The 17223-nt window shown below is 62.7% G+C and carries 15 protein-coding genes; 3 read left to right on the top strand and 12 right to left on the bottom strand.

Annotated features, from left to right (window positions below; all coding sequences use genetic code 11):
* Positions 1-2 precede the first annotated feature (2 nt).
* From OJJ21_RS18985 to OJJ21_RS19000, 4 genes are all read right to left on the bottom strand, one after another.
* Positions 3-1076, bottom strand: coding sequence for a hypothetical protein (locus OJJ21_RS18985; protein ID WP_297688778.1), 1074 nt, complete (start codon positions 1074-1076; stop codon positions 3-5).
* Positions 1073-3193, bottom strand: coding sequence for an SMP-30/gluconolactonase/LRE family protein (locus tag OJJ21_RS18990; RefSeq protein WP_297688781.1), 2121 nt, complete (start codon positions 3191-3193; stop codon positions 1073-1075). Before OJJ21_RS18990 ends, OJJ21_RS18985 begins: the two co-directional genes overlap by 4 nt.
* A 75-nt stretch (positions 3194-3268) precedes the next feature.
* Complete coding sequence (locus tag OJJ21_RS18995; RefSeq protein WP_297688783.1) at positions 3269-4261, bottom strand: sugar ABC transporter substrate-binding protein; 993 nt, start codon at positions 4259-4261, stop codon at positions 3269-3271.
* Positions 4262-4294: 33 nt separating this feature from the next.
* On the bottom strand, positions 4295-5269 hold the full coding sequence (locus OJJ21_RS19000; protein WP_297688785.1) for an ABC transporter permease: 975 nt from the start codon (positions 5267-5269) through the stop codon (positions 4295-4297).
* 293 nt (positions 5270-5562) lie between these two features.
* On the opposite strand from OJJ21_RS19000, the gene OJJ21_RS19005 reads away from it, so the two are divergent.
* Positions 5563-6507 carry a helix-turn-helix domain-containing protein gene (locus OJJ21_RS19005; protein WP_297688802.1) on the top strand — a complete coding sequence of 315 codons (945 nt, stop codon included), beginning with the start codon at positions 5563-5565 and terminating at the stop codon, positions 6505-6507.
* A 167-nt stretch (positions 6508-6674) separates the two neighbouring features.
* On the opposite strand, the gene OJJ21_RS19010 is transcribed toward OJJ21_RS19005, so the two are convergent.
* The 8 genes from OJJ21_RS19010 to OJJ21_RS19045 all read right to left on the bottom strand — a co-directional run bounded on the left by OJJ21_RS19010 (position 6675) and on the right by OJJ21_RS19045 (position 14534).
* Positions 6675-7526 (bottom strand): amidohydrolase family protein, encoded by an 852-nt coding sequence (locus tag OJJ21_RS19010; RefSeq protein WP_297688787.1) that lies wholly within the window; start codon positions 7524-7526, stop codon positions 6675-6677.
* A gap of 9 nt (positions 7527-7535) precedes the next feature.
* Positions 7536-8576, bottom strand: coding sequence for an aldo/keto reductase (locus OJJ21_RS19015; RefSeq protein WP_297688789.1), 1041 nt, complete (start codon positions 8574-8576; stop codon positions 7536-7538).
* Positions 8566-9006, bottom strand: a complete 441-nt coding sequence (locus OJJ21_RS19020) for an RbsD/FucU domain-containing protein (RefSeq protein ID WP_297688791.1) — start codon at positions 9004-9006, stop codon at positions 8566-8568. Before OJJ21_RS19020 ends, OJJ21_RS19015 begins: the two co-directional genes overlap by 11 nt.
* A gap of 77 nt (positions 9007-9083) precedes the next feature.
* A complete protein-coding gene (locus tag OJJ21_RS19025) occupies positions 9084-10661 on the bottom strand; it encodes an ABC transporter substrate-binding protein (RefSeq protein WP_297688792.1) in 1578 nt (525 codons plus the stop codon).
* Between the two features lie 29 nt (positions 10662-10690).
* Positions 10691-11683, bottom strand: a complete 993-nt coding sequence (locus tag OJJ21_RS19030) for an oligopeptide/dipeptide ABC transporter ATP-binding protein (protein ID WP_297688793.1) — start codon at positions 11681-11683, stop codon at positions 10691-10693.
* The gene (locus tag OJJ21_RS19035) at positions 11680-12624 is read right to left on the bottom strand and encodes an ABC transporter ATP-binding protein (RefSeq protein WP_297688804.1); all 945 of its coding nucleotides are present in this window, start codon (positions 12622-12624) and stop codon (positions 11680-11682) included. Before OJJ21_RS19035 ends, OJJ21_RS19030 begins: the two co-directional genes overlap by 4 nt.
* A 74-nt stretch (positions 12625-12698) precedes the next feature.
* A complete protein-coding gene (locus OJJ21_RS19040) occupies positions 12699-13589 on the bottom strand; it encodes an ABC transporter permease (protein ID WP_366093353.1) in 891 nt (296 codons plus the stop codon).
* Between the two features lie 3 nt (positions 13590-13592).
* The gene (locus tag OJJ21_RS19045) at positions 13593-14534 is read right to left on the bottom strand and encodes an ABC transporter permease (RefSeq protein WP_297688796.1); all 942 of its coding nucleotides are present in this window, start codon (positions 14532-14534) and stop codon (positions 13593-13595) included.
* A 285-nt stretch (positions 14535-14819) separates the two neighbouring features.
* Between OJJ21_RS19045 and OJJ21_RS19050 the strand changes: the two genes are divergently transcribed.
* A complete protein-coding gene (locus tag OJJ21_RS19050) occupies positions 14820-15875 on the top strand; it encodes a LacI family DNA-binding transcriptional regulator (RefSeq protein WP_297688798.1) in 1056 nt (351 codons plus the stop codon).
* A 4-nt stretch (positions 15876-15879) separates the two neighbouring features.
* On the top strand, positions 15880-17223 hold a 1344-nt coding region (locus OJJ21_RS19055), incomplete at its 3' end, for an amidase (protein ID WP_297688800.1).

Genomic DNA, 17223 nt, shown 5'->3' on the forward strand with positions numbered 1-17223 from the left:
CTTTACGAACCGGGAACGAGTCGAACGACGACATCGTCTCCCCGCGATGCCACATAGAGCGCGTCGTCCTGCATGACGGCACCGGTGATTCCATGTGTCATGCCGTCGGCGCGGCTCTGGAAACTGTCATAGGGCAAACAGTGTTGATCCAGCAGAACAACCATGCCGAAGGATAAAGTGGGCGCCCAGGGCTTCAGGATGCCGAGGTGCTTGACCCCGCCGCCCTGCAGCGGCTCGTAGAAGGACCGGCCGCTGCGATAGGTGGGAGCGACCCAGTAACGCGCATCGACTTCCGCCATCATACGGCGCCGGTAATGGTCCTCGCGCAGGATGAATTCCACCAGCTGGTTGCGCGGTGCAAACATGGTCATGACATAGCCTGCATTCGGCCCATGCCCGAGATGACCTGGATAGCCCGGCAGGTCGGCCTGGATCAGCCGCCGCATCGCACCGGTTGTCCTGTCCAGGAGCACGACCCGGTGTTTCCAGCTCTCCGAGACGATCAGGCCATCGCCTGACATCGCCAGGCCGGCGGGAAACGCCAGGCCGGCGGCGAGACGATGATGCTTGCCACCGCGCAGGTCCAGGCGCCAGAGAGATCCGGACGCATTCCGCTCCATCAGATCGCGCTGCCAGGCGGATGGTGGATTCTGCGCCGATCCATGGCTGACATAGAGCATGCCATCATCCGCAACCATCGCCGTGGGGCAGCGCGCGCCGTCCAGGGGCGACAATTCGAAGCCGTCGAACTCACCGCCGGTGACGAGAATGCGACCGTCATCGAGGCCGAGGGCAATGCCGCCGGCGACAGGAGCCAGGCAGCTTATGTCCGCCGTCGCGCGGTACAGAACCTTGCCTGCACTGCCACCCGACAGCAGATGCAGGTCGCGGCCTGAGCTGACCACCGGGCCATCCCGACCCGTAGCGATTGCGCCGGGCGCGCGGATCGGAATGCGCTCCGACGCATCGTCGAGCCGCCGGTTCGGCCGGAGCGCGCCGTCCAGTGACGGAACGGTGATCGCGCTTTCGCCGCGACCGAGAAAGGAATCCAGAGCCCGGGTAAAGAAGAAGCTCATTTTCCGCCCCAGTAGGATTGCGGGCCGGTCCAGTGCGGATCGGCATCCGGCAGCGGCAACCTGCCGATCCGGTTGTTGAGGATACCGCCGATATACAGATGCCCCCTGTGTTCACGCATCGAGGTAATCATGGGATGGTTGTTACCGCCGAAATCCCAGAGGACATCCAGAATGCGACCTCTTTCGTCGAAACGGACAATGCAGCCGGTGTTGATGTTGGGAAACAGCCATTCGTCGGGTGCTACGCGCCGGGCCATCCGGCGCCGGAAACCCGGCATCCTGAGCGCGAGATCGAGACTCGGCGTCCGGATGCCGACCAGGGCCAGCCAATAGGTGCCGTCCGAGGCCCGGTTGATATTGTCGGGATAGCCGGGCAGCGCCGGGATCACGGTCTCGACGGTTCCCGCTTTCGGGCCGCCGAAATAGTACCGGCTGACGCTGCAACTCCAGGTCTCGGCGAACAGGAAGGATTCGCCGTCATGGGTCATGCAGATGCCGTTCGGAAAATTCAGATTCCGCAGTATTGTGCGCGTCGTGTCCATGCCGGGGTCGTAGCAGATGATGCGGCCGTTGCCCCGCGACTCCAGGCCATCGACCGGCCATTCATGCATCTCGTAGCGGATGGTGGCTTCGCTGAAGAAAATCCGGCCGTCGGGGGCGATGTCCAGATCGTCAGCCAGCCGCAGCCGCGCATCGTCGACAACCGAGAATGGCGTCCTGTTGGTTTCGTCGGTCAGCTTACTGATCTGCCGGTCCGGGGCGATCCGGTACAACCCCATTCCACCGATACAGCATATCAGTGCCCCGTCCCGGGCAAATGCCATACCGAGCGGTCGTCCGCCGACATGGGCGAAGACTTCCTGTTGGCTGTAGTCCGGTGCAAAGAACCGGACAATGTCGCCCGTCCGCGTGCCGGCATAGATATGGTCATTCTCGTCGAGGATGACATCCTCGGGGCCATCGATCTCGCCCAGACCGATCACAGACACATCGTGCAGTCGGTCGTTCAGTGCGTAGGGCGAAGCCGACCCTCTTTCCGTACTGGGAGGATCGGGCAGGCGGCGGAATGCCGGCGAGACATAAACCTTGGCCAGCACCTTGTGCCGGTTCTTCAGCCAGCGGACATCGATGGCGACCGCCGCCAGAAGAATGAGACCGAGAATCAGGGAATTCGCACCGCTTCCGGCTCCGACCCGCACCAGACCGTTGATGATGATCATCACGGTGATCGCGCCAAGTGCGGCCTTGGCCGCCGAACCGCGACCGCCGCCGAGGCTGTTGCCGCCAAGCACGGCCGCCGTCAGCACCGTGATTTCAAGGCCGATGCCGGTGTCGGATCCGGCGCCGCCGAGACGGGCGGCGAACAGGAAGCCTGCCAGTGCGGCGAGCGTACCCGAGACGACGTAGGTGAGGCAGACAGTGCGGCGAACATGGATGCCGACATTGTGGGCGGAACGGCGCGAACCGCCCACAGCCATCAGATGCCACCCAGGCCGGGTGCGGCTGAGTACCAGATGCACGACAATGGCAATGCCGATAAACAGCGCGAAGCTGAACGGAACCTGGGCGATCTTGCCGTCGCCGATGAACTCCCAGAGATCGGAATCGACGAAGCCGGCCGAAATCTGCACCGCGTATTTCAGCAACAGCATATCGACGATGGAGCGTACGATGATCAGGGTAACCAGCGTGGTGAGGAAGGCGCGCAAGCGCAGATATCCGATGAGCAGTCCGTTCACCAGCCCGACTGCGGCGCCGACCGCCAGGGTGATCACGAATGCTGCGCCGACCGGCAGCCCGAAAATGTTCATCATTGCCAGCGCCGTGATATTGGCGAGCGCCAGCACGGAACCGACGCTGAGATCGATACCCCCGGCCAGCATGACGATGGTCATGGCGATGACGACCAATCCAAACTCGCCGAGCTGCCGCGTCAGCGCGGTCATGCTGCCGATACTGAGGAAATCCGGCACGGCGACACCGAAGCCGACCAGAACGACGATCAGGATCGTGAAGGGAATCGCGTTGTCGATCCATCTTTTCGCGAGGATTTCGCCAACGATATGGTCTGGCACCAGCCTGTAGCGCCAGTAGGCAATGGTATCTGCTATCGACATCTGCGACCCGGAGCTGGAAATCAGTTTCCGGAACCGGGCGCGCCATGCAGCGGCCCGGCCCCGGAATGACGCGTGCTACTTCTTCTCAAGCGTCCAGCAGGCGCCGGGCTTCATGTTGTCATTGTTGATGAAGGTGAGCGGCGAGAACAGGGTTGTCTTCGTCGCACCCGGCTTCGGCTTGTTCTGGAACAGGGACTGTATGATGTTGGCGATGTCGCGCGCCTGGGCGGGCACGTCATAGCTGACCACCTCGCTGTAGAGATTCTTGTTCAGGTTGTCGCAGGCAGCCTGGTTACCGCCGCCCTGGGTGATCCAGTATACTTTCTTGTTGGCTTCGCGGATCGCCGCCCCGGTGCCGACATCCATCACGTCCCAGAAACCGACGCCGCCGCACAGATCGGGATGCTGCTGCAGAACCGTGGCCATGATGCTCCTGGCCTTGGTGGCGTCCCAGTCGGCAGCCTGGTTGGAAACCACCTTCATCTGAGGATTCTTGGACAACACATTGTCCAGGCCTTTCATCTGGTAGGCGCTCGCCGCGGCGGTCAGCACGCCCTGCATGATGGCGATCTTGCCGTTGCCGCCATTGGCCGGACTGCATTTCTCGATCAGTCGGTTGGCTATCCGCTCGCCCATGCCGACATAGTCGGCGCCGGCGAAGCCATCGGTCGAATAGCTGGAGCGCATGTTGACCTGAATGACGTAGATGCCGGCTTCTTCCGCCCGCTTGAGCAGCCTGGCGTAGGACTGCACATCGGGATTGTGGACCACGATGGCATCCGGCTTCTCCGCGATCAGCGAGGTGATCGCTTGGGCGCCGGCATCTGTATTCCAGTTCGGGTCGCGGATATCGAATTTCACTCCGAGCGGTTCAAGCGCGCTGCGGATGCCCGCCGCCCAGCCTTCGGTGAGATCGAAACCCATGGCGATCGGAACGAAGACGACTCGCTTGCCCTTGAAAGCATCGTAATGTGATGCCCGCGCGGGATCATCGATCCCCGCAGCAGTAGCCATGGTGCCGGCCGACATGATGACGGCTGCCGCAAGCAGCGCTGTAATACCCTTCATGGTGTCCTCCCGTTAGGTTTGCTTTTATTAAAACTAGATGTCGCCCTGTTGCGCGGTCTGCTCATCCCTGGGGTTGATGATCGTGTCGGCCACGATCGCCGCGAGCAGGATCAAACTCTTGATGACGTTCTGGACCGTGTACTGGACGTCCATGATCGTCATGCCGTTGATCAGGACGCCGATCAGCAGCGTGCCAACGATGACGTTGCGGACCCCGCCCTTGCCGCCGGACAGGCCGATGCCGCCCAGCACCACGACAAGAATGACGTCGTAAACGAAGGTCGAGTTGGCCACCCGGATATTCATGCTGGCCACCGAGGTAGCGGTGACGAGGCCGGCGACAAAGCCGATCAGTCCGGACAGTGCGTATTGCATGACGATGATCGGACGCACCGGAATGCCGGTGATTCGCGCCGCCAGCAGATTGTCGCCGATGGCGCGGACATAGCGTCCGGCCTTGACGTAACGCAGGAACAGCGCACCGAGCAGGCAGACACCGCCGAAGACCAGCACCGGCACCGGAATGCCCAGGAAGGAGCCGCTGCCGATCCAGACGATCGAGCGCGCCGCATCCGGCAGGTAGACTACATCGAGCGTGATCAGGAAGTAGCGACCGAAACCGTAGATGAACGTACCCATGGCCAGGGTCGCGAAGATTGCCGGGATTTCGACATAGGCGATCAGGAAGCCCGTAATGATTCCCGCCAGCAGGCAGAAGGCGAGGCCAAGAGCAAGTGCGACTGCCAGCGGCACGCCGGTGGCAACCATATGAAGCGTCCAGGCCAGCGACACGGCCATCACGGCGACCAGCGACAGATCGATGCCGCGTCCGATTACCACGAGAGCCATGGCGATGCCGAGAATGCCAAGCACCGAAACGCTGCGCACCAGCGACAGGAGATTCTCGGCAGTCAGGAACCCCGGCAGGGCGATGGAGAATACAGTTGTCAAACCGAGCGCCAGCGCCAGTACGATGCGTTCCTGGGTCAGGTTCGCGACGCCGAACATGAGTTGTTTCCTTCCCAACTATTTTGAGCGGCGCATAGCAGGCCACTGGAGCCTCACTAGCATTCCGGGCCACAACGCGGCTTGCCCAAGCGCGCAAGATTCTTGCCTGGCCGTGCACTGGTGATTCCTGTTGCCGGATCGTCGGGAATGGCGAAGAATATAAGGGGGTTTCGGATCGTCGATCCGCCGGCCCAAGTCCGCCGTTCAGTCCTGAACGACAATAATAGCGGCCGCCGGTGTTGCGCCGGCTGACCGCTAACCATTGGATGGCGCGGGAGGAAATTTTGGATCTGGTGTTCTCGACCGATGCATTGGATCGAGCCAAGCGCTATGCCGCCTGGCGCGACGCCATCTGTGATGTTTACGTTCACGTCAACGTCAAGGCGGACGATCCGGAGAATTACGACGGCTTTATTCGTGAGACCCAGTTCGGCAATGTCGCGATGACCGACTGCCTGCTGTCGCAGCAGCATATCTCAAGGCGGAAATCGCATCTGTCGAAGCTGGACAAGGATTGCTACTACGTTCAGTTCATCCAGACCGGCAGCATCAACGTCCTGCAGTCCGGCGCCGCGTTCCAGACCACGGCGGGGCTGGGCGCCCTCTTCTGCGCCTCCGAGCCCTATGACCTGCAATGTATCGGCAAAGTGCGGTCCTACTACCTGGAGATTCCGCGCCAGACCTTCGGCAGCCGTTTCCCGAATGGCCAGGCGCCACTGTCAGCCACCATGAGCACCGGACGTGGCCTCGGGCGCATTGCCGTCGAATTCTGTTCGATGCTGGCCAGCCAGGGCACGAGCCTGGAGGCGGATATCCGCGCGCGTCTCGGCGAGGAACTGATGGACGTCCTCGCCCTCGCTTTCGATTCCGCGCATCGGGATGAGCCGATGACCGAGCAGGTTGTCCGCAAGGCACGTCTGCGTTCGGTCAAGTCCTGGATCGAGGATCATCTCTGCGATCCAGCGCTTAGCCCGGAGATGATCGCCAAGAGCAACGGCGTATCGCTGCGCTATCTGCATGCATTGTTCCGTCTTGAAGGCCAGTCGGTATCGAACTGGATTTGGAACCGGCGAATCGAACTCGGCCATGACATGCTGCTGCGCTCCGACCACAATGCCCGATCGCTGACCGAGGTCGCCTATCGCGTCGGCTTCAGCAGCTCATCGCATTTCAGCACGATGTTCCGCCGCCGTTTCGGCATCAGGCCGTCCGACATCACGCGCGGCAGATCCTCTTAAGAAACCGCCTCTCCTCTGTGAGCAAACTGGGAAAGTCTGCTGACCGAAAACACGTTTGCCAGATTGGCTCTTAGCGGAGACCAAAGTGAAAAAATCTACTGGACGAGATTCTACTGGCGGCGTTTAACTCCACCGCTCTCAAATCGGTAAAAATCCACTGGAGTCGATTATTTATCTAAAGTAAGTCTGTAAAAGTTGACCACATTCTTGAAGAAGACTTGGTCTTTTTCATTCGTCGTCAAACTCGCTATCGCCAGATCGCTTAATTGTACCCACTGCGCATACGTACCCGCCAAAGTCATAACCGGCCAGTCGCTGCCCCAGATCAGTCGATCTGGCCCAAATATATCCAGTATAATTTGTATGACCGGCAGCAGGTCGCCCATCTGCCAATCAAGCCTCACCTCGGTCAGCAGGCCCGAAAGCTTGCAGCAGACTTGCGGATGTTGCGCCAGTCGGCGCATATCCCGTTCCCAGGCCTTCCGCGCGGCGACATCGTTTTTCCAGGCGGCCAGCTTGGGCTTGGCGCCGTGATCGATCACCATCAGCAGAGCGGGATACCGCTGCGTCAGGGTCAGCAGCGCCGGAAGATGCTGCGGATGCACCAGCGCATCGAAGCTGAGGCCGCAGCGGATCATCGCCCTGAAAACCGGATCGAAAGCCGGCTGCAGAATCCAGTCCGGATCGTCGATGAATTCCAGCATCGGCCGCAGCCCGCGCAGTTTCGCCTGTCCGGCCCGGCGCTCGACCTCGGCCACCGCATCGGCCGCCGTAAAATCGATCCAGCCCACTACGCCCAGGACGCTCGGCGTTGCGGCGGCGATCTCCAGCAGGAAGTCGGTTTCGCGCGCCGTGGCATCGGCCTGCACCAGGATGGTGCCGTGGATCCCGGCTGCCGTCAGCAGCGGTGCCAGGTCCGGCGGCATGAAGTCGCGCCGGATCGCGGCATGCTGCGGCTGCATCCAGGCGTAATCGCTGCGTCCGAGCTGCCAGTAATGCTGATGGGCGTCAATGCGCATCACGCCCCCTTATACCGGCACTGGTGCCTCGGGTGGCAGCAGCCCTGCGGCTTTCAGTTCGCTCCACAACGCTGCCGGAACCGGTCGCTCGAACAGATCGATATTGGATGCCATTTCTGCCGCCTTGCGCGCCCCGGGCAGCACTGAGATAACAGCCGGATGGAAGGATGGAAACTGCAGCGCAGCAGCCGCCAGCGGCACATCGTGGCGTCGACAGATCGCTTCCAGCCGCTCCGTGCGCTGCAGAATCTCCGCTGGCGCCGGTTTGTAGTCGTAGCGCGCACCGGACATCGCACCGGTGGCCAGGATACCGGAATTGAAGGCCCCGCCGATCACAACGCCCACGCCCCGCCGCGCACAGGCGGGCAGAAAGCTGGCGAGCGCCGACTGGTCCAGCAGAGAATAACGTCCAGCCAGCAGGAAGACGTCGAGATCGGCATCCGCGAGGGCGCGGGCGCAGACCTGCCATTCGTTGACACCGAGGCCGATGGCACCGATCACGCCCTGATCGCGCAGTTCGGCCAGCGCACGATAGGCGCCACGCATGGCTTCGCCGTAACGCTCATCCAGCGCATCGCCATGACAGGTCGTATCGAGATCGTGGATATAGACAATATCGATGCTGTCCAGCCCAAGGCGCTCGACGCTGGCCTCAATCGACCGCAGGGTCGCGCCATAACTGTAGTCGCAGCGGCGCCGGCTGCCGTCCAGCCCAACATAGGGCCCATCCTGTTTCACACTGGCAGCCGCCTCGATCAGCCAGCCGATCTTGCTGGACAGCACATATTCCTGCCGCGGCAGGCGCGCGAGCGCGCGCCCCATGCGCCGTTCGCTCAGACCGCTGCCATACAGCGGCGCAGTATCGAAATAACGGATGCCGCCCTGCCAGGCCGTGGCCACAACCTCGTCGGCATCAGCGTCGGCGACTGCATGATACAGATTACCCAGCGGCGCACCGCCCAGACCCAGCCCGGTCAGCGTGAGATTGCCGCGACCGAGGATGCGGCGTCGGGCAGCGCGTGTCGGCCCGGCAAACAACTCACGCGACATAGTGAGGCGAGCCTACGGCAATCACACCCTTGCGCAGGATGATGTTGGCATACGGACGCGCATCGGCCGTCGCCACGATGGCAAAAGCGCTGGCCGCCCGGTCGTAAAAGGCATTGCGTTCGAGCTGTTCGACCTTGCCGAACGAGGCCAGCGCCGCCGTCAGATCGGTCAGGGCCGGGGCATCGCGATCCTGCGCCCGCTCCCCCTGCATCAGGGTCAGCGGTGCCGGCACGAATTCATCGAGCGGCAGCAGCGTTAACACCGCCATCGCCAGCCGAGTCGTGCTCTCCGCTGTGGTCTGGACCAGACGGCGCGCCAGCCGTGCCGCCGGGAAATTGGCATCGGCGATCACCAGATCGTCGCCATGCCCCATGCTGGCAAGGCCATGCAACAGATCGGCCGGCAGTTGGGCGGAAATCCCGATCAACATCACACACTCGCTTTCATTGGCCCGCTTTCATCAGAGGCAGCATCCCGGGCCGAAACGTCGGCCCGGGATGCCATGGCTCAGTTGGTCTTCTTGATGTTCCAATAGACCGGGATCGCAGCCTTCGGGATATCGGTCAGGCTGGTCGAGACGCCGCGCACCAGATGCAGCTGACCCAGCGGCACATAGGGCACGACTTCGTTGGCGCGGAGCTGCAGTGCCTTGGCGATTTCCTGCCGCTTGGCCAGATCCGGCGTCACCGCGAATTCGGTGCGCATCTTTTCGATCTGCTCGTCGCAGGGCCAGCCGAACCAGGAGGAATCGCAGTTCGAGCGCAGACCGAGATGGCCCAGCGGGTCCATCATGTCGGCACCGGTCGGCGCCGAGATGAACAGCGACCAGCCGCCCTCGCTGGTCGGCTTCTTGCTGGTCCGGCGCGCGGTCAGCGTGCCCCAATCCATCGCCTGCGAATCGACCTTGAGGCCGATGTCGCGCATCAGCTGTTCGGCCACCGAGGAGAAGGTGTTTGTGATACCGGCTTCGGTGCCGTGCAGCACGACGACCGGCGTACCGTCATAGCCCGACTCCTTCACCAGCTGGCGCGCCTTGGCCAGATCCTGCTTCACCCAGCCCGCATCCGTGTAATACGGCGACGAGCACATGTAGAAGGATGGGCAGTCCTTGTAGAGCGCCGGGATGTCGACATAGGCACGCATGAAGACATTCTGGTCCACCATGTAACGAATGGCTTCGCGGATCTTCGGATTGTTGAACGGTGGCTGGATGCTGTTCATGCGGAACACCACCTGCACGCCGAGCGAATCCTGCGGCGCCACCTTCACCTTCCGGTTCTTCGACAGGAGGGTGAGCATGTCCGGCGGCACTTCCTCGAAGATGTCGATCTCGCCGGCCTGCAGTGCGTTCAGCGCAGTCTGCGCATCCGGCATGTAGAGCCATTCGACCCGGTCAACATTGGCCTGCTTGGCACCGGCAAGACCCGAGGCGGCATCGCCGCGCGACTTGTAGTCCGGGTTCTTCACATAAACGACCTTCGAACCCGGCACCCATTCATCCTTTTTCATGATGAAGGGGCCGGAACCGACTGGATCGGTCAACGATTCCGTCGCCGGAATCTTGGCGATGCGTTCCGGCATGATGAAGGGCACGCCCGAACTGGGCTTGCCCATGGCATCCAGCACCAGGCCCCATTTCTGCTTCAGCACTAGCCTGGTGGTCTTGGCATCGACAGCTTCCAGGCTGGCGGTATTGGCGAACAACTGCTGGCCCAGGCCATCGCGCTGGCCCCAGCGCTTCAGCGAGGCGACCACGTCAGCCGATGTCACCGGCTGCTTGTCGTGGAAAGCCAGGCCGTCACGCAGGGTGAAGGTCCAAGTCAGGCCATCGGCACTGGTCTCGTACTTCTCCAGCATCTGCGGTTTAATCTGCAGCTTGTCGTCCATGGCGAACAGCGTGTCGTAGATCATGTAGCCATGATTACGCGCCATGTAGTCCGAGTTTGTAACAGGGTCGATGCCCTTCAGATCGCCGAAGGGGCGAATTCGCAGCACGTTGCTCTGCGCGGCGGCAATGCCGGTCTGCAGCAGCAGCGCAGCGATGGCGGTAGCTGCCAGTAGTTTCAAACTCTTTGTCCTACGCATTGTTTCCTCCATTGTTTTTTGATGACTCGTTACGCATTCTCGATGTGATGGCAGGCGACAAAATGCTGTGGAACGATCTCGCGCGTGACTGGCGCCACTTCGGCGCAGAGGTCGGTGGCCTTGGGGCAGCGCGTGCGGAAGCGGCAGCCACTGGGCAGCGCACTGGCACTGGGCACCTCGCCCTGCAGCAGGCTGCTGCGGCGGCGGCGCGCCGGATCCGGCGACGGCACAGCATCCAGCAGGGCACGGGCATAGGGATGCGCGGCGGCATTGAAGAAACGCTGGCGTGGCGCCACTTCCACGATGGCGCCCAGATACATTACCGCCACGGTAGTACTGATATATTCAACCACGCCGAGGTCATGACTAATGAACAGGTAGGACAAGCCAAGTTCGCGCTGCAGATCGGCCATCAGGTTGAGAATCTGCGCCTGCACCGAAACATCGAGTGCGGATACTGGTTCGTCGGCCACCACAACGGCAGGGTTGAGCGCCAGAGCCCGGGCGATGCCGAGCCGTTGCCGCTGGCCACCGGAGAATTGGTGCGGATAGCGATCGCGCTGATAGCGCGCGAGGCCGACGCGGTCAAACAGTGTATCCACCTGCGCGTCATGGGCGGCTGCATCGCCGATCCCGTAATTCACCAGCGGTTCGCCGACAATGGCGGCAGCATTGAGCCGCGGGTTGAGCGAAGCAAAGGGATCCTGGAACACCATCTGGATGCGCTGACGTGCCTGCCGCAACGCACCGTCGTCCAGACCGGCCAGATCGGTGCCTTCGAGCAGAACCGAACCGGCGGTCGGTTCGATCAGACGCAGGATCAGCTTGGCGATGGTGGATTTTCCGCAACCGCTCTCCCCCACCAGCGCCAGCGTCTCGCCGCGCGGCAGAGTGAAGGACACACCATCCACCGCATGTACGGCGCCCTGACCGCCGCCACCGAACCAGCCGCGCCGGAACGGGTAATGCTTGACCAGATTGCGAACTTCCAGGGCGGGCGTGTGAATATCGGACATCATCATGCATCCGCCTTCAGCCGTGTAGGCTGTGCCGCATGCCAGCAGGCCACCGCATGACCCTGCCCCTGCACTTCCAGAACCGGCACAGCCGCGCAGGCGTCATCGGCCAGGCTGCAGCGCGGCGCGAAGGCGCAGCCGGCCGGCATATCGAAGGGCGACGGCACAGTGCCGTGGATTTCCTGCAGTCGCGCCAGCGGCTGGTCGCCTCGATGCAACGCCAGATGCGGCACCGAATTCATCAGGCCACGCGTATAGGGATGACACGGCGCTGCGAAAAGATCGCCAACGGCAGCCTGTTCGACGCTGCGGCCGGCATAGAGCACCACCACGCGGTCGGCCACTTCGGCCACCACGCCGAGATCATGAGTAATCATGATGACGGCTGCGCCGGTCTCGGCGCGGATTTCATCCAGCAGGGCGAGAATCTGCGCCTGAATAGTGACATCGAGCGCAGTGGTCGGCTCGTCGGCGATCAGGAGCTGTGGGCTGCAGGCCAGCGCCATGGCGATCATCACGCGCTGACGCATGCCGCCGGAGAGCTGGTGCGGATACTGCCGCAGGCGCCGTCTGGCGTCCGGGATGCGCACGCGCTCGAGCAGGTGCTGGGTCTTCACATCGGCCTCATGCCGCGTCAGTCCCTGATGCAGACGCAGCACCTCGCCGATCTGCCGGCCGATGGTGAGCACCGGGTTGAGCGAGGTCATCGGCTCCTGGAAGATCATGGCGATGCGGTTGCCACGGATACCGCGCATCTGCGCCTCGTCCAGCATGGCAAGATCGGTGCCGTCGAACAGGATGCGGCCGGCCGAGATCCGGCCGATCCGCCGGGGCAGCAGGCGCAGCAACGCCAGTGCCGTGATGCTTTTGCCGCAGCCGCTTTCGCCGACCAGGCAAAGCGTCTCGCCGCGACTGACCGTGAATGACAGGTCGCGCAGCACCGGCATGGTGCCATGCGGCAGCGCCAGGCTGACACTGAGATGCTCGACACTGAGCAGAGGGTTATTGTTCGGAGAAACCGTCATTTCAACTTTCCCGCCAGACGCGGATCCAGCACATCGCGCATGGCATCGCCGACCACATTCACGGTCAGCACCAGAAAGGCGAGCATCACGCCCGGGAATGCCGCCATCCAGGGCGCACGCTGCAGATACTGGCGCCCCTCGGCCATCATGTTGCCCCAGCTCGCCACTTCGGGCGGTGTGCCGGCACCGAGGAAGGACAGCACGGCCTCCAGGATCATGGCCGAGGCAAAGACATAGGTGGCCTGCACCAGCACCGGTGCCATCGTATTGGGCAGCACATGGCGGAACAGCAGGCGCGGCAGGCGGGTGCCGTTGGTAATCGCCGCATCGATATAAGGTTGCTCACGAATGCTGAGTACGGCGCTGCGCACCAGCCGGGCCATACGTGGGATTTCCGGGATGCTGATAGCGATCACCACATTCTGCAGGCTGGAGCCGAACAGAGACATCAGCGCAATCGCCAGCAGCACGCCCGGAATCGCCATGATTCCGTCCATCACCCGCATCATCAGGCTGTCGAAGCGGCGCAGGAAACCGGACAGCAGTCCGACCGTGACGCCGGCCAGCGTCACCGCCACAGCCACCATGATGCCGACAGCGAGCGAGATGCGCGTGCCATGCAGGCTGCGCGACAGGATCGAGCGGCCGAGATGATCGGTGCCGAACCAGAAGGCTTCGCCGGGCGGCCGCAGGCGGTAGATCGGGTTGATCGCCTTGGGATCGGGCAGCAGATACGGCGCTGCCAGTGCCACCACGATAGAGGCCAGCAGCACGACCAGGCCAAACAGAATCACCGGATGCCGACGCAGGAAGCGCAGTCCAGCGATCATGCGGCTCAGGGCCGGGCTTGGCGGCATCGCGACAGCGGAATGATCCATCATCGCCATGCACTACAGCCGGATGCGCGGGTCGAACAGCATGTAGCTGAGATCGACCAGCAGGTTGATGACGACATAGACGCCGGCGAAGAGCAGGATCAGGCCCTGCACAACCGGATAGTCGCGCCGCATGATGGCGTCGGCTGTCAGGCGGCCGAGCCCGGGAATATTGAACACCGTCTCAGTCACCACCACGCCGCCCAGCAGGGCGGCAATGCCGACACCGACCACGGTGACAATCGGCACGGCGGCATTCTTCAGGGCATGGCCGACCAGCACCGGCTGCGGCGCGAGGCCCTTGGCATGGGCAGTGCGCACGTAATCCTCGGCCAACACTTCCAGCATGCTGGCGCGAGTGACGCGGGCGAGCAGGGCGGCATAGAGCAACGCCAGCGTGATCGCCGGCAGGGTCAGGCTGCGCAGAGAGCCAAACAGCCCCTCGGCCAGCGGCACGTAGCCCTGGGTCGGGAACCATTCCAGCCCCAGCGCGAAGACATAGACCAGCAGGAAGCCGACGACGAAAACCGGCGTGGAGAAGCCGAGGACGGCAAAGCCCATGACGGCCCGGTCGACCCAGCTGCCGGCGCGATAGGCCGCCAGTACACCGAGCGGCAGGGCAAAGGCAATCGACAGCACCACGGTAAACAGCGTCAGCACCAGGGTCGGCTCGATACGCTGGGCGATCAGGTTGGTGACCGGCAGGCGGGAAAAGATGGAAACGCCGAGATCGCCCTGGGCGAGGCGCCCGAGCCAGGCCATCAGCTGCTCCAGCATCGGCCGGTCGAGGCCGAGCTGCTGCCGGATCGCCTCGACCTGCTGGGTGGTGGCGTAATCGCCGGCAATCACCACAGCAGGGTCGCCGGGTGTCATCTGCAGCAGCAGGAAGACGAAAACCGCGACCAGCCCGAGCACCGGGATGGTCGCCAGCAGCCGGCGGACCAGATAGCCCGTCACGATGTGGCTCCCCGCATGGCTTTGCTGGATTGAGCGGCTTTATGCCAGTGCACGTTGATCCTCCCGACTCTTGTAAAACGTTTCAAAACGAATGCCAGAAATGACAAGCACTGGCAAGGCCGGCCTTTAATTTTCTTGAATCTCCGCTTGCTGCATTTGCACAAATACAGCTTATTTAATGCTGCATTTGCGAAGAATTCGACAAAAACAGACCGGAATCTTCCGCTTGATCCAGGCACTTGTCTCTGGCATATGAGATTGAGTTTAAACGTTTAACAGGCGAGCATGGCAACCATCCGGGATGTGGCCAAACTGGCAGGGGTCTCGGTCGCGACGGTGTCCAATTCCGTCAACGACCCCGGCCGCGTCAGCGAGCAGTTGCGCAATCGCGTACTCAAGGCGATTGAAACCCTGAATTACGCGCCGCGCGCCGCGGCGCGCAGCCTGCGTAAGCAGTCGAGCGGCCTGCTCGGTCTGATCGTGGCTGACATCACCAACCCGTTTTTCACCGAGCTGGTGCAGGCCGTGGAAGGCATTGCCAGCCAGCAGGGTTTCTCAGTCCTGCTCTGCAACAGCGATGAAGACCCCGCCCGCGAAGAAAAGCATCTGCAGGTGCTGCGCTCGCAATGGGTCGACGGCATCATTCTGGCAACCACCGGCGATGTCTCACTCAGCCGCAGCAGCCTGCTGAGCCAAATCAGGGTCCCCGTCGTGCTGGTCGACCGCGCCTTTGACGGTCTCGGCCTCGATGCCGTGGTACTGGACAACCGCCTCGCCGCCCATCAGGCCACCGAACACCTTATCCGTCGCGGTCATCGCCGCATTGGCCTGTTGTCGGGCCCGACCAGTGTCACCACTGGCGCCGACCGCCTCGCCGGCTATCGCGAGGCACTGCTTGCCAGCCAGATCCGCTTCGATCCTGCCCTGGTGCTGGAGGCCGGCTTCCGCGAACAGCAGGCCTATGATGCCACGGTGGCGCTGATGCGCCTGCCGCAGCCACCCACGGCCGTGTTCGCGGCCAACAACCTGATGGCGATTGGCATGATGCGGGCATTGAGCGTTCTCGGCCTGCGCTGCCCCGACGATGTCTCGGTCATCAGCATCGACGATTTCGCCTGGGCGAATGTGTTCCGGCCGAAACTGACCACCGTGGCCCAGCCGGTACGCCAGATGGGCGAGATGGCGGTGCAACTGCTCACCGACCGCATCCATGGTCATCGCAGCGGCACAGGCAGCACCCATATGCTTGAATCGCACCTGGTGATCCGCGAATCCTGTGCCGCCCCGGTGCAGGCCGCCCAGTCCGAGGCCACTCGGGCCGAACCCGCCCCGTCACGGTAATCCCATGTCCGCAGAGCTGATCCGCCTCTCGGCTCGCGCGGTGCGAGGTTTGCTCGCGCGCCGCGAGATCACGCCGGGCGATCTGGTCGAGGCCGCGATCACCCGCATACAGGCTGTCGATGGTGCGGTGAATGCCGTGCCGACACGCTGTTTCGACCGCGCCCGCGCCCAGACTACCAGGGCAGACCTGTCGACCTCCACGCTCGGCGGTATTCCCTTCGTGGTGAAAGATAATGCCGAAATCGGCGGCGTGCGTTGGACCGGCGGCACACCGATCTTCGCCGATCGCGTTTCGGCTCAGTCCGACCGCACCATTGCACTGATCGAACGCAACGGCGGTATCCCCCTCGGCAAGGCCAACCTGTCCGAGCTCGGCGGCGCCAACACCACCAACGCCGTGCTGGGCACCACGCGCAATCCCTGGAACACCGCGCTGACCTGCGGCGGCTCGTCGGGTGGCTCGGCTGTGGCCCTGGCCACCGGACAGGTCTGGCTGGCTCATGGCAACGATGTCGGTGGGTCCTTGCGTATTCCAGCCAGCTTCTGTGGCGTCACTGGACTGCGGCCTACGCCGGGCCGCGTGCCGCGTCGCAGCATCCTCAACCCTTTCGACACGGTCTTTGTCGATGGGCCAATGGCGCGTGATATCGGCGATCTGGCACTGTTCTTCGATGCCATGGTTGGATTCGATTCAGCCGATCCGTTATCGGCACCTTCGCCAGACGGCCCATTCCTGCCGGCTGCCCTTACTCCCGATAAGCCTTTGCGCGCCGCCTGGTCTGCCGATCTCGGCAGCCTGCCGATTGCCGACGAGGTGCGGGCACTGGGTGATGCTTTCGTTGCCGCCCTGCAGAAGGACGGCGCCAGTATCTCTGCCGCCTGTCCCGATTTCCGTGGTGCATTGCCTGCCCTGCTGACGCTGCGCGGCGCCAATTATGTGGCCACGTGGGAACCGCTGCTCGAACAACATCGCCATCAGTTCACACCCGAGGTGATGGGTGATATCGAAAACGGTCAGCGGCAGACGCAGTCATCCATTGGTGCGGCTGAACGCTATCGTGCCGAAATGTATCGCCGCGTTATTGCTTTCCTGAGTGACTATGAAGTCCTGATCACGCCGGCCACCCCGATTCTGCCCTTCCCGGTCGAGACCATGTGGCCGCAAGAAATCGCCGGGGTAAAACAGCAGACCTATGTCGACTGGATCGCCATCACGGCGGTCACTTCGCTGCTGGCCTGCCCGGTGCTTGCCGTGCCGGTAGGCTTTTCGCGCGACGGTTTGCCATTCGGCGTGCAAATCATCGGCCGGCCGCGGTCAGAAGTCAGGCTCCTGCAGATCGGCGCTTGG

The sequence above is a fragment of the Ferrovibrio sp. genome (genome assembly GCF_025869515.1).
Taxonomy (GTDB): Bacteria; Pseudomonadota; Alphaproteobacteria; order Ferrovibrionales; family Ferrovibrionaceae; genus Ferrovibrio.

What these genes read in the sequence shown, in the direction of transcription:
- OJJ21_RS19040 (WP_366093353.1), bottom strand. Translation starts at nt 13,589, where the DNA reads ATGGCGATGATGGATCATTCCGCTGTCGCGATGCCGCCAAGCCCGGCC.
- OJJ21_RS19030 (WP_297688793.1), bottom strand. Translation starts at nt 11,683, where the DNA reads ATGATGATGTCCGATATTCACACGCCCGCCCTGGAAGTTCGCAATCTG.
- OJJ21_RS19035 (WP_297688804.1), bottom strand. Translation starts at nt 12,624, where the DNA reads ATGCCGGTGCTGCGCGACCTGTCATTCACGGTCAGTCGCGGCGAGACG.
- OJJ21_RS18995 (WP_297688783.1), bottom strand. Translation starts at nt 4,261, where the DNA reads ATGAAGGGTATTACAGCGCTGCTTGCGGCAGCCGTCATCATGTCGGCC.
- OJJ21_RS19010 (WP_297688787.1), bottom strand. Translation starts at nt 7,526, where the DNA reads ATGCGCATTGACGCCCATCAGCATTACTGGCAGCTCGGACGCAGCGAT.
- OJJ21_RS19050 (WP_297688798.1), top strand. Translation starts at nt 14,820, where the DNA reads ATGGCAACCATCCGGGATGTGGCCAAACTGGCAGGGGTCTCGGTCGCG.
- OJJ21_RS19000 (WP_297688785.1), bottom strand. Translation starts at nt 5,269, where the DNA reads ATGTTCGGCGTCGCGAACCTGACCCAGGAACGCATCGTACTGGCGCTG.
- OJJ21_RS19020 (WP_297688791.1), bottom strand. Translation starts at nt 9,006, where the DNA reads ATGTTGATCGGGATTTCCGCCCAACTGCCGGCCGATCTGTTGCATGGC.
- OJJ21_RS18985 (WP_297688778.1), bottom strand. Translation starts at nt 1,076, where the DNA reads ATGAGCTTCTTCTTTACCCGGGCTCTGGATTCCTTTCTCGGTCGCGGC.
- OJJ21_RS19015 (WP_297688789.1), bottom strand. Translation starts at nt 8,576, where the DNA reads ATGTCGCGTGAGTTGTTTGCCGGGCCGACACGCGCTGCCCGACGCCGC.
- OJJ21_RS19025 (WP_297688792.1), bottom strand. Translation starts at nt 10,661, where the DNA reads ATGCGTAGGACAAAGAGTTTGAAACTACTGGCAGCTACCGCCATCGCT.
- OJJ21_RS18990 (WP_297688781.1), bottom strand. Translation starts at nt 3,193, where the DNA reads ATGTCGATAGCAGATACCATTGCCTACTGGCGCTACAGGCTGGTGCCA.